Genomic DNA, 13,404 nt, shown 5'->3' on the forward strand with positions numbered 1-13,404 from the left:
CTGGCGATCTGAAGCTGTATTTCGAGGACATGGGCGATATCGACGACCCGCCCGTCCTGCTCATCATGGGCCTGGGCGCCCAGCTACTGCTGTGGCGGATCGCGTTCTGCGAGAAGCTGGTCGGCCACGGCCTGCGCGTCATCCGGTACGACAACCGCGACGTCGGTTTGTCCAGCAAGACGCAACACCGCAGCTCCGGCCAGCCGCTGGTGACCAAGCTGTTGCGGTCCTGGCTGGGCCTGCCCAGCCAGTCGGCCTACAAGCTCGAGGACATGGCCGACGACGCCGCCGCGGTGCTGGACCATCTGGGCATCGACCGCGCCCACATCGTGGGCGCGTCGATGGGCGGCATGATCGCGCAGATCTTCGCCGCGCGATTCCGTGAGCGGACCAAGACGCTGGCGATCATTTTCTCCAGCAACAATTCGGCGCTGCTGCCGCCGCCGGCCCCGCGCGCGTTGCTGGCGCTGCTGAAGGGCCCGCCGCCCGACTCGCCGCGCGAGGTGATCATCGACAACGCGGTGCGAGTGGGCAACATCATCGGCAGCCCGCGCTACCGCGTGCCCGAAGAGCAGGCCCGCGCCGAGGCCGCCGAGGGCTACGACCGCAACTACTACCCGCAGGGCGTGGCGAGGCATTTCGGTGCGGTGCTGGGCAGCGGCAGCCTGCGTCGCTACAACCGCCAGACCACCGCCCCCACCGTGGTGATCCACGGCACCGCGGACAAGCTGATGCGGCCGTTCGGTGGGCGCGCCGTGGCGCGCGCGATCGATGGTGCCCGATTGGTGACATTCGACGGCATGGGCCATGATCTTCCACAGCAGTTGTGGGATCAGGTGATCGGCGTGTTGACGGAAAACTTCGCCAGGGCCGGCTAGCCAAAAACATTGGTAGAAACGCATCCCCGCGATTTTCAGTCCATGTCGCCGGGCTGTACGGTTGGCACAGAAGGGTGGGTGTCTCAATTGGCCAAGCTGAAGCCGTATTACGAAGAGTCGCAAGCAACCTACGACATTTCAGACGACTTTTTCGCGCTGTTCCTGGACCCGAACATGGTGTACACCTGCGCCTACTTCAAGAACGACGACATGACGCTGGAAGAGGCGCAGCTCGCGAAGATCGATCTGGCCCTGGACAAGATGAAACTCGAGCCGGGCATGACGGTGCTCGACGTCGGGTGTGGCTGGGGCGGTGCGGTGGTCCGCGCGCTGGAGAAATACGACGTCAATGTCATTGGCATCACGCTGAGCCGGAATCACTACGCGCGCACCAAGGCGCGGCTGGCGGCGATCCCGACCACGCGGCGGGCCGAGGCCCGGCTGCAGGGTTGGGAAGAGTTCGACGAGCAAGTGGACCGGATCGTCAGCTTCGAGGCCTTCGACGCGTTCAAAAAGGAACGTTGGCCCGCGTTCTGGGATTGGGCGTATAAGACGCTTCCCGAGGGCAGCCGGATGCTGATGCACAGCATTTTCACGCATCCGCAGTCGCACTGGAAGGAGGTCGGCATCAAAATCACGATGTCCGACCTGCGTTTTCTGCATTTTCTCGGCAAGGAGATTTTCCCCGGCGGGCAGATGTGCGGTGAACCCGATATCGTCGACCTTTCCCGGCAGGCAGGTTTCTCGCTCGAACAAACTCAATACCTGCAGCCGCATTACGCGCGCACGCTGGACATGTGGGCGGCCAATCTCGCGGCCAATCGCGAACGCGCCATCGCCGTCCAGTCCGAAGAGGTCTACGACCGCTTCATGCGCTACCTGACCGGCTGCGCGGAGCTTTTCCGCAAGGGCATCTCCAACGTCGCCCAGTACACCCTCACCAAGTAGCGGCCGGGCCCGGCCTGCGGCTTGCGGCGTCGCCTGAACCAAACGATTAGCCGCCTCGTCCCTTCGGGTATACGTGCGTGCACGGGCGCCGGACTGTCGAGGGGGCCAGCGAGGTCCAGGAAGGCGTTGCCTCATGGCCGCCAAAAAATTGACGCCGCATTTCGAAGAGGTGCAGGCACACTACGACTTGTCAGACGATTTCTTTCGCCTGTTTCTCGATCCCAGCCAGACCTACAGCTGCGCGTATTTCGAGCGCGACGACATGACCCTGGAAGAGGCCCAGCTCGCGAAGATCGATCTTTCGCTGGGCAAGCTGGGGCTGCGCCCCGGCATGACGCTGCTCGACGTGGGCTGCGGATGGGGTGCCACCATGCGCCGGGCAATCGAGCGCTACGACGTGAACGTCATCGGGCTGACGCTGTCGAAGAACCAGGCCAGCCACGTGCAGAAGTTGTTCGAGGCGATGGAGACCGAGCGCAGTAGGCGGGTGCTGTTGCACGGCTGGGAGGAATTCAACGAACCGGTGGACCGGATCGTGTCGATCGGCGCCTTCGAGCACTTCGGCCGCGACCGCTATGACGAGTTTTTCGCCAGGGCGTACAGTATCCTGCCCGCCGACGGCGTCATGCTGTTGCACTCGATCACCGCGCTGACCCGCGACCAGCTCGCCGAGCAGGGCCTGCGGACCTCGATGGAGATGGTGCGCTTCCTCAAGTTCATCCTCACCGAGATCTTCCCCGGCGGTGGCGCGCCGACGATCCAGATGGTCGAGGAGCACTCGGCGAAGGCCGGCTTCACGCTGACCCGCCGCCAGTCGCTGCAGCCGCACTACGCGAGGACCCTCACCCTGTGGTCGGCCGCGCTGCGGGAGCGCAAGGATCAGGCGATCGAGATCCAGTGCGTCGAGGTCTACGAGCGGTACATGAAGTATCTGACCGGCTGCGCCAACGCGTTCCGCTCAGGCTGGGTGGACGTCAACCAGTTCACCCTGGAAAAGTAGACCCGTATCCGCGGTCGGGTCCGCGACGCGCACTTGCACCCTTTCCGGATCACGCCTCGGCGTTGGGTATCGTTGCTGGTCAAACTCGACCCTCCGATGCGTGCGCGGGTTGTACGAAGTGAATCTCTTCGGAGGAGAACAGGACGAAAATGGCTGAGCAACCGACTAGCCCGACGAAGACGCGGACGCGTTCGGAGGACATCCAGGCGCATTACGACGTCTCCGACGACTTCTTCGGCCTGTTCCAGGACCCGTCCCGGATCTACAGCTGCGCCTACTTCGAGCGCGACGATATGAGCCTGGAAGAGGCCCAGTACGCCAAGATCGACCTGAACCTGGACAAGCTGGATCTCAAGCCGGGCATGACCCTGCTGGACATCGGCTGCGGGTGGGGCACCACCATGAAGCGCGCCGTCGAGCGGTTCGACGTCAACGTCATCGGCCTGACGCTGTCCAAGAACCAGCACGCCCGCGCCGAGGCGTTGCTCGGTTCCGTCGACAGCGACCGCTCGCGGGAGGTCCGGCTGCAGAACTGGGAGGACTTCGCCGAGCCGGTCGACCGCATCGTGTCGATCGAGGCCTTCGAGCACTTCGGGCACGAGAATTACGACGACTTCTTCAAGCGGACCTTCGACATCATGCCCGACGACGGGCGGATGACCGTTCAGAGCAGCGTCAGCTACCACCCGGACGACCTGCGCGCTCGCGGTAAGAAGCTGAGCTTCGAGACGGCGCGGTTCATCAAGTTCATCATCACCGAGATCTTCCCGGGCGGGCGGCTGCCGTCGACCCAGATGATGGTCGACCACGGGGAGAAGGCGGGATTCGTTGTGCCCGAACCGCTTTCACTGCGACCGCACTACATCAAGACGCTGCACATCTGGGGCGACACGCTGGAGTCGAACCGGGACAAGGCCATCGAGGTCACCTCCGAAGAGGTCTACAACCGCTACATCAAGTACCTGCGCGGCTGCGAGCACTACTTCACCGACGAGATGCTCGACGTCAGCCTGGTCACCTACCTCAAGCCTGGCGCCGTCTCGTAATTTCCGCGGCCTGTCGGATCCGGGCTGCGTCGTTCGTCGAGTAGGTAGAGAGTGGAACACAGGGTTTCGCTCGCTATCTGGAGGTGACGAGACATGCAGTACTTCGCCTTGTTGATCAGCAGGGAACAAGAGCGCACGCCCGATGACGCGGCGGCGGCCATGGCGGAATGGGAGAGCTTCCACGCCAAAGCGGGCTCCGCGATCAAAGCCGGGGACGCGCTGGCGCCCGCCGCGGCCGCGGCGGTGATCACCGGCGGTCCGGATGCGCCGGTGGTCACCGACGGCCCCTTCGCGGAGACCGCCGAGGTGGCGTGCGGCTACTACGTGTTCGAAGCGGAGAACCTGGACGAGGCGCTCGCGCTGGCCCGCGACGTCCCGGTCGCGCAGTTCGGGGCCGTCGAGTTGTGGCCGGTGGTCCACTCGATCGAGCCGTCGCGCACGCTGACCGGAAACGACTGGCTCGCGCTGCTGTTGGAGCCGGCCGAATCGGCACACACGCCGGGCACGCCGGAGTGGGAGGCGGTGGCGGCAAAGCACGCGGACCTGCACGCCGCCGCCGGTGATCACGTGATCGGCGGGGCGGCTTTGCACGACCGGTCCACGGCGACTACGGTCCGGGTGCGCGACGGCGAGGTTCTCATCACCGACGGGCCATACGTCGAGGGCGCCGAGATCGCCACCGGCATCTATCTGATCGGCGCCGCCGATCGCGACGAGGCCGTCAAGGTCGCCTCAATGATCCCCGCCTCCACCGTGCAACTGCGCCAGCTGGCGGGCGTGTCCGGCCTGTAGCCGATGGCCGACCTGGACGGCGTCTTCCGCCGGGAATGGGGACCGGCCGTGGCCGCGCTCGCGCGGTGGTCGGGTGACCTCACCGTCGCCGAGGACGCCGTCCAGGAGGCCTGCGCCGAAGCGCTGCGCACCTGGCCGCGCGACGGGGTGCCCGCCAACCCCGGTGGCTGGCTGGTGACCGTCGGGCGTAACCGCGCCCGGGATAGGTTGCGCCGCGAATCCGTGCGCCCCGGAAAGGAACTGAAGGCGGTGGTCAGCGAAATCGAGGCCATTAGGGCCCGCACCGATCAGACCGAACCGCATCCGGTTCGCGACGACGAGCTGCGGATGATGTTCACCTGCGCCCACCCGGCACTCGACCGGCAGTCGCAATTGGCCCTCACGCTGCGGCTGGTGTCCGGTCTGACCGTCGGCGAGATCGCCCGCGCGCTGCTGCAGACCGAGGCCGCGATCGGTCAGCGAATCACGCGCGCCAAGAACAAGATTCGACACGCCAACATCCCGCTGCGGGTGCCGCCCCCCGAGTTGCTGCCGGAGCGCACACCGCACGTATTCGGTTGCGTCTATTCGGTATTCACCGAGGGCTACTGGTCGACCGCGGGCCCCTCGGCCGTCCGGGACGACCTGTGCGACGAAGGGATCCGGCTGGCCGGGGAGTTGTGCGCGCTGCTGCCCGAGGAGCCGGAGGCACACGCCCTGTCCGCCCTGATGCTGCTGCACGATTCGCGGCGCGCGACCCGGGTGGACGACGCCGGAATACCGGTGCCGCTCGAGGACCAGGATCGGCGCCGGTGGGATCGGGGGCGCATCGCGCGCGGTCTCGACCGGTTGCGTGACGCCCAGGGCTCGACGGGCGCCTATCTGCCCCAGGCCGTGATCGCCGCCCTGCACGCCACGGCCCCGTCCTGGGAGCAGACCGACTGGGTCACCATCTGCGCCGCCTACGACCGGTTGCTCGCACTGACCGGCTCGCCGGTGGTGGCCGCCAACCGGGCGCTGGCCGTCGGATTCCGCGACGGCCCCGACGCCGGCCTGGCCGCCCTGGACGCGGTGGCACACGATCCGCGGCTGGACCGCTCCAATCTCGTCGCGACCGTGCGCGCCGACCTGCTGCGGCGCGCGGGCAGACCCGACGACGCACTCACCTGGTATCGAACCGCGTTGGGGTCCAGCGGATCCGAGCCGGGCCGCGAGTTTCTGCGGCGGCGCATCGCCGAATGCGGCGGTTAGGACTCCGCGAAGTTGCGGGTGACGGCCGGGTCCACCGGGATGCCCGGTCCGGTCGTCGTCGAGACCACGATCTTCTTCAGATAGCGACCCTTGGACGCGGACGGCTTGAGCCGCAGCACCTCGTCCAGCGCGGCGCCGTAGTTCTCGGCCAGGGCCTTCTCGTCGAACGAGGCCTTGCCGATGACGAAGTGCAGGTTGGCCTGCTTGTCCACCCGGAAGTTGATCTTTCCGCCCTTGATGTCGGAAACCGCCTTGGCGACATCGGGCGTCACGGTGCCGGTCTTGGGGTTCGGCATCAGGCCGCGCGGACCGAGCACCCGGGCGATGCGACCCACCTTGGCCATCTGGTCCGGGGTCGCGATCGCGGCGTCGAAGTCCAGGAAGCCGCCCTGGATCTTCTCGATCAGGTCGTCGCTACCGACGATGTCGGCGCCGGCGGCCTGCGCCTGCTCGGCCTTGTCGCCGACCGCGAACACCGCGACGCGGGCGGTCTTGCCGGTGCCGTGCGGCAGGTTGACCGTGCCGCGGACCATCTGGTCGGCCTTGCGGGGGTCGACGCCGAGCCGGATCGCCACCTCGACGGTCGAGTCCTGCTTGTTCGACGACGTCTCCTTGGCGAGCTTGGCCGCCTCCAGCGGGGTGTAGAGGTTGTCGCGGTCCACCTTCTCGGCGGCGGCGCGATATGCCTTGCTGTTCTTGCTCATTGACTCATCCAATCTGATGTTGGGTCGTGGTTGGAAAGCGGGCCGAAGCTGGCCCTCCCACGGTGGTGGTGCGGGTACTACTCGACGGTGATACCCATCGACCGGGCGGTCCCGGCGATGATCTTGGCGGCCGCGTCGATGTCGTTGGCGTTCAGGTCGGTCTTTTTGGTCTCGGCGATCTCCTTGACCTGATCCCAGCTGACCTTGGCGACTTTGGTCTTGTGCGGCTCGGCCGATCCCTTGCCCACGCCGGCGGCCTTGAGCAGCAGCTTGGCGGCGGGCGGCGTCTTGAGCGCGAAGGTGAAGCTGCGGTCCTCATAGACCGTGATCTCCACCGGGATGACCTGGCCGCGCTGGTTCTCCGTGGCGGCGTTGTACGCCTTGCAGAACTCCATGATGTTGACGCCGTGCTGACCGAGCGCGGGCCCGACCGGCGGCGCCGGGTTGGCCTGCCCCGCCTGGATCTGAAGCTTGATCAGCCCGACGACTTTCTTCTTCGGGGCCATGAGATTGTGCTGTTCCTTCCTGGTTTATGCCCGGCGTATGCGCCGGTTTAGAGCTTGGAGACTTGGCTGAAGGTCAATTCGACGGGGGTTTCGCGGCCGAAGATCGACACCAGCACCTTGAGCTTCTGCTGTTCGCCGTTGACCTCGCTGATCGTGGCCGGCAGCGTCGCAAACGGACCGTCCATGACCGTCACCGATTCGCCGACCTCGTAGTCGACCTCGATGGTCGGGCGTTCCAGCCCGCCGACCTCGGCGGCGGCCGCCGTGGTGGCCGCACCCTTGGCGGCCTTCTTCGTCGCGCCGCGCGGCAGCAGGAACTTCACCACGTCGTCGAGCGTCAGCGCCGAGGGACGCGAGGTCGCCCCGACGAACCCGGTGACGCCGGGGGTGTTGCGCACCGCGGCCCACGAATCGTCGGTCAGATCCATGCGGACCAGGATGTAGCCGGGCAACACTTTGCGGTTGACCTGCTTGCGCTGGCCGTTCTTGATCTCGGTGACCTCTTCGGTGGGCACCTCCACCTGGAAGATGTAGTCACCGACGTCGAGGTTCTGCACACGGGTTTCGAGGTTGGCTTTGACCTTGTTCTCGTAGCCCGCGTAGGAGTGGATGACATACCAGTCGCCGGGCTTGCTGCGCAGCTCCGCCTTGAGCGCGGCGGCCGGGTCGGCCTCTTCGGCCGACTCCTCGGGCGCCTCGGCGGTCTCGACCGTCTCGTCGACAGCCTCGTCCGTGGTCGCCTCGGTGACCTCGGTGGCCGCGGAGGTGTCCGTGGCCTGCGCCTCGGTGGCGTCGGCGGTCTCTTTCAGGTCGACCGCTTCACCCGCGGACGGGTCACCGTCGAAGGTAGTCACGGTTTGAGTCCTCTCTGTCACGTTCAAAAGCGGCGTCGCTCGCTCAGCCGAACACCAACAGCACCAGCTTGGTCAGGCCGAAATCCGCCAGGCCGACCAGTGCCACCATGAAGGCCAGGAAAGCCAGCACAACGGAGGTGTAAGTGAGCATCTGCTTGCGGTTGGGCCAGATGACCTTCCGCATCTCTGCAACGACCTGCTTGAGGTAGTTGTAGACGAACACGAAGGGATTGACCCGGTGGTCGCCGGCCTTCTTGGGCTTGGCGCCCTTTTTGGTCTTGGCGCCCTTTTTGGTCTTCTCCAGCGTCGCGGTCTCGACGTCGTCCGACGCTTCGGCGTCGTCGCCCGCCTCGGCCGCCCGCTGCCGGGACCGCTTGCCGGTGGGGCGCTGCGGCCGCGTCACCACCGCCGTCCGACCGCCGCTTGCGCGGCCGTCCTCTTTGTCAGTGCCGTCGCTTGCGGCGTCGTTGGCAACGTCGCCTTCGTCGCTCACCGCATGCTCCTTTGTTTGCTAGTGCTTCGCGAACCATCCCGCCGGTGGTGGGGGCTTTCTTCCAGTGTCCACCATGCCAGGACGTTCGCCATTAGCAGGGGCGACAGGACTTGAACCTGCAACCTGCGGTTTTGGAGACCGCTGCTCTGCCAGTTGAGCTACGCCCCTTCGCGGTTGGCAGGCCAACCTGCGCTTACCTACCGGGGCTTACATGACACGCGCGCCTTCCGATCGCTCGACTCACGGAAAGCGCGCTAATGCTGGGAAAACCCCGAGGACCGAGTGTACAACGACGCGAGAGTCAGATACTAATTACGCCGTTCTGACGACCTGGCCGGAGTCCGGGTCCCAGCGCAGGTTCTCGGAGTTGTCGGCGTACTGGCCCATCAGCGTGGTGTAAGCCTCCAGGACGACCTCGTCCCGCTCGTTGGTGCAGATGTTCTTGGTGACGACGATGTCGGCGCCGAAACGCTCGTCCACCGACACGACGTCCATGCGGGCCCACAGCTTGTCGCCGGCCTTGATCGGCTTGGCGAACACGAACCGCTGGTCGACCTGGACGATCACCAGCGTCTCCATGCCGATGTCGACGTGCCGGAAGAAATCCAGCTGGACCAGCTTGGCGAAGATGGTCCCGAACGTGAGCGGCGCGATGATCGCTTCGTGGCCGAGTTCGGCGGCGGCGTCTTCCTCGAAGTGGGCCGGGTGCCGGTTCTTGATGGCCAGGGCGAACTGGCGCAGTTGTTCCCGCCCCACAACGAAGTAGTCCGGGTAGCGCCAGATCATCCCCCTGATGTCTGTTTTGAGCGCCATGGGCTACGCCAGGGTTGCGGACGCGATGGCCCTGCCGAAGATCTTCTTGCCGCCGGTGGTAGCCGTGAGCGCGATGGTCACGGACTTGGTCTCGGGATCGGCGGACTTGACCCGGCCGCTGAAGACCAGCTCGGCGCCCTTCCCGTCGTTGGGCACCGGCACCACGGCGGTGAACCGCACGTTGTACTCGGTCACCGCGCCGGGGTCGCCGATCCATGCCGTGACGTAGCCGCCACCGATGCCCATGGTCAACATGCCGTGCGCGATCGCGGTGTCGAGGCCGACGACCTTGGCCATTTCGTCGTCCCAGTGGATCGGGTTCAAGTCGCCGGAGACGCCCGCGTAATTCACCAGGTCCTGTCGGGTCAGCGGGTAGGTCTTCTCGGGAAGTTGGTCACCCACCTTCACGGAGCTGAACTCACGCAGTGGCATCAGAAAATCCCTCTTCTCCATCCTCGCCGGCACGGCCCGCCAGGGTCGTGTAGGTCTCTTGCACGACGTCACCGGCTTCGTTGCTGATGACATTCTTGGTGACGATGAGCTGGGTGCCGTGCGACACACGCACCGAGTCCACATACACGTCGCAGTAAAGCTTGTCCCCGGCCACGAGCGGGGCGAAGTACTTGAGCACCTGGTCGACCTGGACGACCTGTGCGTCCTGGACGGCGACGTTGGCGTACTCGAAGAAGGCCGTCTGGGCCTGGTAGCCGAAGACGGAGACGAACGTCAGCGGGGCGAGCAGGCCGTTGTAGCCGAGTTCGGCGGCCGCCTTCTCCTCGAAGTACCAGACGTCGTCGTTTTGCACGGCCGTCGCGTATTCCCGGATCTTCTCCCGCTCGATCTCGTAATGATCCGGGTAGCGATAGTGCATCCCGACGATGCTTGAACTTAGCGGCACGATTCTTAAACTACCTAGTCAATCGGATGAGACGCCCGCGGGTGGCCGCTAGCGTGTCTCCCGATGTGCCTGGTGCTTACCGCAGTTGGGGCAGAACTTCTTCAGCTCCAGTCGGTCCGGGTCGTTGCGGCGGTTCTTCTTGGTGATGTAGTTGCGGTGCTTGCACACCTCGCATGCCAAAGTGATCTTCGGCCGCACATCGGTACTGGAAGCCATGACGGTTCTCTCTCAATTCCTGAAAATAAAGCTGTGCTGTTGTGTTGTAGCGATGGCCGGACTCGAACCGGCGACCTAACGATTATGAGTCGTTCGCTCTAACCGACTGAGCTACATCGCCTCTGGCCACCCCGTTTGGGTCGGGGCCGCCACGCCTGCTCGGCGTCCGCCGAGCCCCCTAACGGAATCGAACCGTTGACCTTTTCCTTACCATGGAAACGCTCTACCGACTGAGCTAAGGGGGCCGTTCTGACCCGCAGCGATCTGCTCCGCGCGGGCCTAAAAGAGGGTACAGCCTGGCTTGCAGCCGCACCAAACCACGGGTGACGGAAGCGCCGTCGGGCGCGGGTCGATAGGAAATCGCGGGCTCGGGCGGGGATTGCTCCGCGCGCGGCAAACTTCAGCCGCCGTCGACCCGGTGCCCGGGCTGCCAGGCGTTGAGGTCGCTGAACTCGTCGTACTCGTCGTCCTGCTCGACGGAATCGCCGTTGTTGAGCAGGGTCCGCAACGCGAGGTTGACGGCCTCGCGCGCGTCGAGGAGATGAAATCGGCGGATCGCCTCGTCGACCAGATCGACGTCGAGCTCGATTTCAACCTTCTTCTTCATGCGCCAACAATACCCACTGGGTACCGGCCGAATCGGGCCCGAAACGGCGGCGTCGGCCGAGGTCCTAGTCTGGTCACGTGCCAGAGGACCGGCTGTACTTTCGTCAACTGCTCTCAGGTCGCGACTTCGCCGCCGGCGACATGATGGCGACGCAGATGCGCAACTTCGCCTACCTGATCGGCGACCGGCAAACCGGCGACTGCGTCGTCGTCGACCCGGCGTACGCCGCCGGCGATCTGCTCGACGCGCTCGAGGCCGACGGCATGCACCTGTCGGGGGTGCTGGTGACCCATCACCACCCCGACCACGTCGGGGGATCCATGATGGGCTTCGCGCTGGCGGGCCTGGCCGAACTGCTGGAGCGCGCACCGGTGCCCGTGCACGTCAATACCCATGAGGCACTGTGGGTTTCGCGCGTCACCGGGATAAGCCTGAGCGACCTGACCTCCCATGAGAACCACGACAAGGTGAGCATCGGCGACATCGAGATCGAGTTGCTGCACACCCCCGGCCACACCCCGGGCAGCCAGTGCTTCCTGCTCGACGGCCGCCTGGTCGCCGGTGACACGCTGTTCTTGGACGGCTGCGGGCGCACCGACTTCCCCGGCGGGGACTCCGACGAGATGTACCGCAGCCTGCAACGGCTAGCGACCCTGCCCGGTGACCCGACCGTGTTCCCGGGCCATTGGTATTCGGCGGAGCCCAGCGCCTCGCTCTCGGAGGTCAAGCGCTCCAACTACGTGTATCGGGCCGCCGACCTTGACCAATGGCGGATGCTGATGGGCGGCTGAGCGCCCCGCGATCGCTGGGTGATGGCCATCCCGCGGCCGCCTTCTGTGATATAAGCGGGGGGTGGATTCCATGGGTTGGATCCAGGACAGCTGGCATGATGTCACGCACGTCGGGTCCAGCACCTGGATTGCGTGGGCAGCGTGGGCGGCGATCGTCCTGGCCGTCGTCGCGCTGGTCTTCACCAACAGCCAGCTCAACCGCCATCGCCGCGCTGCGGCCGAGCAGACCCGCCCGCACGTCACGATGTTCATGGAGCCGCATTCGGCCGACTGGCACGTGATCGAGCTGGTGGTCCGGAATTTCGGCCGGACCGCCGCCTACGACATCAGCTTCTCCTTCGACAATCCCCCCACGGTGGCCGAATACGAGAACGCCACCGACGGCTACGCCGACGTCGTCGAACTGCGACTCCCCCGGGAGCTGCCGACGCTGGCCCCCGGCCAGGAATGGCGCATGGTGTGGGATTCCGCGCTCGACCGCGCCGAGATCGGCAGCGGCATCGAATCCTGCTTCACCGGCACCGTGACCTATTACGACCGGCCCGCTGCGCCGCGCGGCCGGCGGTTCTGGCAGCGCGAGCGTTCGCCGCTGCAGACCGACGTCGTGCTGGACTGGGACGCCCTGCCGCCCGTCCAGCGCATCGAGCTGATGACCACCCATGACCTGGCGAAGCGGGAGAAGGAGAAGCTGGAGCTGCTGCGCGGCCTGCTGACCTATTTCCACTACGCCAGCAAGGAGACCCGGCCGGAGGTCTTCCGCAGCGAGATCGAGCGGATCAACGCCGCGGTCCGCGAAACCCAAGACAGATGGCGCACCCGCCAACTCGACGAACCCACCGATGTCAGCCTGCGCTGGAGCAACGCCGAAGACGACCTGGGCAAACACCACAGCCAGCCCGCCTGACGGCAAGGAGCCACCGATGACCGCCCCGGTCCACTACAGCACCAAAGACTCCATCGCCGTCATCAAGATGGACGACGGCAAGGTCAATGCGCTGGGCCCGACCATGCAGCACGCCCTGAACGACGCGATCGACCGGGCCGAGGCGGACGACGCCGGGGCGCTGGTGATCACCGGGAACGAGCGGGTGTTCAGCGGGGGCTTCGACCTGAAGATCCTCACCTCCGGCGAGGTGCAGCCCGCGATCGACATGCTGCGCGGCGGATTCGAGCTGGCGCATCGCCTGCTGTCCCATCCCAAGCCGGTGGTGATGGCCTGCACCGGCCACGCCATCGCGATGGGGGCGTTCCTGTTGTCCGCGGGCGATCACCGAATCGCCGCGCACGCCTACAACATCCAGGCCAACGAGGTCGCGATCGGCATGGTCATCCCCTACGCCGCCCTAGAGATCATGAAGCTGCGGCTGACTCCGTCGGCCTACCAGCAAGCCAGCGGGCTGGCCAAGACCTTCTTCGGTGAAACCGCCCTCGCCGCAGGCTTTATCGACGAGATCGTGCTGCCCGAGGTGGTGGTCGACCGCGCCGAGGAGGCCGCACGGGAGTTCGCCGGCCTGCATCAGCGCGCGCACGCCGCCACCAAACTGCGCACCCGCGCCGACGCCCTGGCGGCCATCCGCGCCGGCATCGACGGGATCGAAGCCGAATTCGGCGTGTGATCCGCCAAGGGG

The 13,404-nt window shown here is 65.8% G+C and carries 17 protein-coding genes, 3 tRNA genes and 1 pseudogene; 9 read left to right on the forward strand and 12 right to left on the reverse strand.

Features of this window, described 5'->3' with window-relative positions:
- Positions 1 to 29 precede the first annotated feature (29 nt).
- The 6 genes from AC5Y5B_RS01545 (at position 30) to AC5Y5B_RS01570 (ending at position 5,894) form a co-directional block, all read left to right on the forward strand.
- Complete coding sequence (locus AC5Y5B_RS01545; protein ID WP_430918366.1) at positions 30 to 878, forward strand: alpha/beta fold hydrolase; 849 nt, start codon at positions 30 to 32, stop codon at positions 876 to 878.
- 87 nt (positions 879 to 965) lie between these two features.
- Positions 966 to 1,826 carry a cyclopropane mycolic acid synthase family methyltransferase gene (locus tag AC5Y5B_RS01550; RefSeq protein ID WP_112632342.1) on the forward strand — a complete coding sequence of 287 codons (861 nt, stop codon included), beginning with the start codon at positions 966 to 968 and terminating at the stop codon, positions 1,824 to 1,826.
- 133 nt (positions 1,827 to 1,959) lie between these two features.
- The gene (locus AC5Y5B_RS01555) at positions 1,960 to 2,826 is read left to right on the forward strand and encodes a cyclopropane mycolic acid synthase family methyltransferase (protein WP_112632341.1); all 867 of its coding nucleotides are present in this window, start codon (positions 1,960 to 1,962) and stop codon (positions 2,824 to 2,826) included.
- Between the two features lie 149 nt (positions 2,827 to 2,975).
- Entirely contained in the window at positions 2,976 to 3,872 is an 897-nt protein-coding gene (gene mmaA4 / locus AC5Y5B_RS01560) for a hydroxymycolate synthase MmaA4 (RefSeq protein ID WP_112632340.1), read from the forward strand.
- 93 nt (positions 3,873 to 3,965) lie between these two features.
- On the forward strand, positions 3,966 to 4,664 hold the full coding sequence (locus AC5Y5B_RS01565; RefSeq protein WP_112632339.1) for a YciI family protein: 699 nt from the start codon (positions 3,966 to 3,968) through the stop codon (positions 4,662 to 4,664).
- A gap of 3 nt (positions 4,665 to 4,667) precedes the next feature.
- Entirely contained in the window at positions 4,668 to 5,894 is a 1,227-nt protein-coding gene (locus AC5Y5B_RS01570) for an RNA polymerase sigma factor (RefSeq protein WP_112632338.1), read from the forward strand.
- Here AC5Y5B_RS01570 and rplA read toward each other — a convergent pair.
- From rplA to AC5Y5B_RS01630, 12 genes are all read right to left on the reverse strand, one after another.
- Positions 5,891 to 6,598 carry a 50S ribosomal protein L1 gene (gene rplA / locus AC5Y5B_RS01575; RefSeq protein ID WP_112632337.1) on the reverse strand — a complete coding sequence of 236 codons (708 nt, stop codon included), beginning with the start codon at positions 6,596 to 6,598 and terminating at the stop codon, positions 5,891 to 5,893. The two genes, AC5Y5B_RS01570 and rplA, sit on opposite strands and share 4 nt — an antisense overlap.
- A 77-nt stretch (positions 6,599 to 6,675) precedes the next feature.
- Entirely contained in the window at positions 6,676 to 7,104 is a 429-nt protein-coding gene (rplK, locus tag AC5Y5B_RS01580; protein WP_112632336.1) for a 50S ribosomal protein L11, read from the reverse strand.
- A 47-nt stretch (positions 7,105 to 7,151) separates the two neighbouring features.
- On the reverse strand, positions 7,152 to 7,958 hold the full coding sequence (nusG, locus tag AC5Y5B_RS01585; protein ID WP_112632335.1) for a transcription termination/antitermination protein NusG: 807 nt from the start codon (positions 7,956 to 7,958) through the stop codon (positions 7,152 to 7,154).
- Positions 7,959 to 8,001: 43 nt separating this feature from the next.
- Positions 8,002 to 8,451: a preprotein translocase subunit SecE gene (gene secE, locus AC5Y5B_RS01590; RefSeq protein ID WP_112632334.1), complete on the reverse strand. Its 450-nt coding sequence runs from the start codon at positions 8,449 to 8,451 to the stop codon at positions 8,002 to 8,004.
- A 95-nt stretch (positions 8,452 to 8,546) separates the two neighbouring features.
- Positions 8,547 to 8,619: transfer RNA gene (locus tag AC5Y5B_RS01595), tRNA-Trp, on the reverse strand.
- A gap of 144 nt (positions 8,620 to 8,763) precedes the next feature.
- Positions 8,764 to 9,264 (reverse strand): (3R)-hydroxyacyl-ACP dehydratase subunit HadC, encoded by a 501-nt coding sequence (gene hadC, locus AC5Y5B_RS01600; protein WP_112632333.1) that lies wholly within the window; start codon positions 9,262 to 9,264, stop codon positions 8,764 to 8,766.
- A gap of 3 nt (positions 9,265 to 9,267) precedes the next feature.
- Positions 9,268 to 9,696: a (3R)-hydroxyacyl-ACP dehydratase subunit HadB gene (hadB, locus tag AC5Y5B_RS01605; RefSeq protein WP_067170032.1), complete on the reverse strand. Its 429-nt coding sequence runs from the start codon at positions 9,694 to 9,696 to the stop codon at positions 9,268 to 9,270.
- Positions 9,683 to 10,162, reverse strand: coding sequence for a (3R)-hydroxyacyl-ACP dehydratase subunit HadA (gene hadA, locus AC5Y5B_RS01610; RefSeq protein WP_112632332.1), 480 nt, complete (start codon positions 10,160 to 10,162; stop codon positions 9,683 to 9,685). Before hadA ends, hadB begins: the two co-directional genes overlap by 14 nt.
- A 48-nt stretch (positions 10,163 to 10,210) precedes the next feature.
- A complete protein-coding gene (gene rpmG / locus AC5Y5B_RS01615) occupies positions 10,211 to 10,378 on the reverse strand; it encodes a 50S ribosomal protein L33 (protein WP_003898538.1) in 168 nt (55 codons plus the stop codon).
- 47 nt (positions 10,379 to 10,425) lie between these two features.
- Positions 10,426 to 10,499 (reverse strand) — tRNA-Met (locus AC5Y5B_RS01620).
- A gap of 51 nt (positions 10,500 to 10,550) precedes the next feature.
- Positions 10,551 to 10,623: transfer RNA gene (locus AC5Y5B_RS01625), tRNA-Thr, on the reverse strand.
- 155 nt (positions 10,624 to 10,778) lie between these two features.
- On the reverse strand, positions 10,779 to 10,985 hold the full coding sequence (locus AC5Y5B_RS01630; protein ID WP_112632331.1) for a type II toxin-antitoxin system VapB family antitoxin: 207 nt from the start codon (positions 10,983 to 10,985) through the stop codon (positions 10,779 to 10,781).
- A gap of 77 nt (positions 10,986 to 11,062) precedes the next feature.
- Between AC5Y5B_RS01630 and AC5Y5B_RS01635 the strand changes: the two genes are divergently transcribed.
- From AC5Y5B_RS01635 to AC5Y5B_RS01645, 3 genes and pseudogenes are all read left to right on the forward strand, one after another.
- On the forward strand, positions 11,063 to 11,776 hold the full coding sequence (locus tag AC5Y5B_RS01635) for an MBL fold metallo-hydrolase (protein WP_112632330.1): 714 nt from the start codon (positions 11,063 to 11,065) through the stop codon (positions 11,774 to 11,776).
- Between the two features lie 70 nt (positions 11,777 to 11,846).
- A pseudogene (locus AC5Y5B_RS01640) lies at positions 11,847 to 12,700 on the forward strand (DUF8453 domain-containing protein).
- Positions 12,697 to 13,392, forward strand: coding sequence for a crotonase/enoyl-CoA hydratase family protein (locus AC5Y5B_RS01645; RefSeq protein ID WP_112632328.1), 696 nt, complete (start codon positions 12,697 to 12,699; stop codon positions 13,390 to 13,392). The pseudogene AC5Y5B_RS01640 and the gene AC5Y5B_RS01645 overlap by 4 nt, the downstream one beginning before the upstream one ends.
- Positions 13,393 to 13,404 lie beyond the last annotated feature (12 nt).

The sequence above is a fragment of the Mycobacterium sp. NGS33 genome (genome assembly GCF_059812885.1).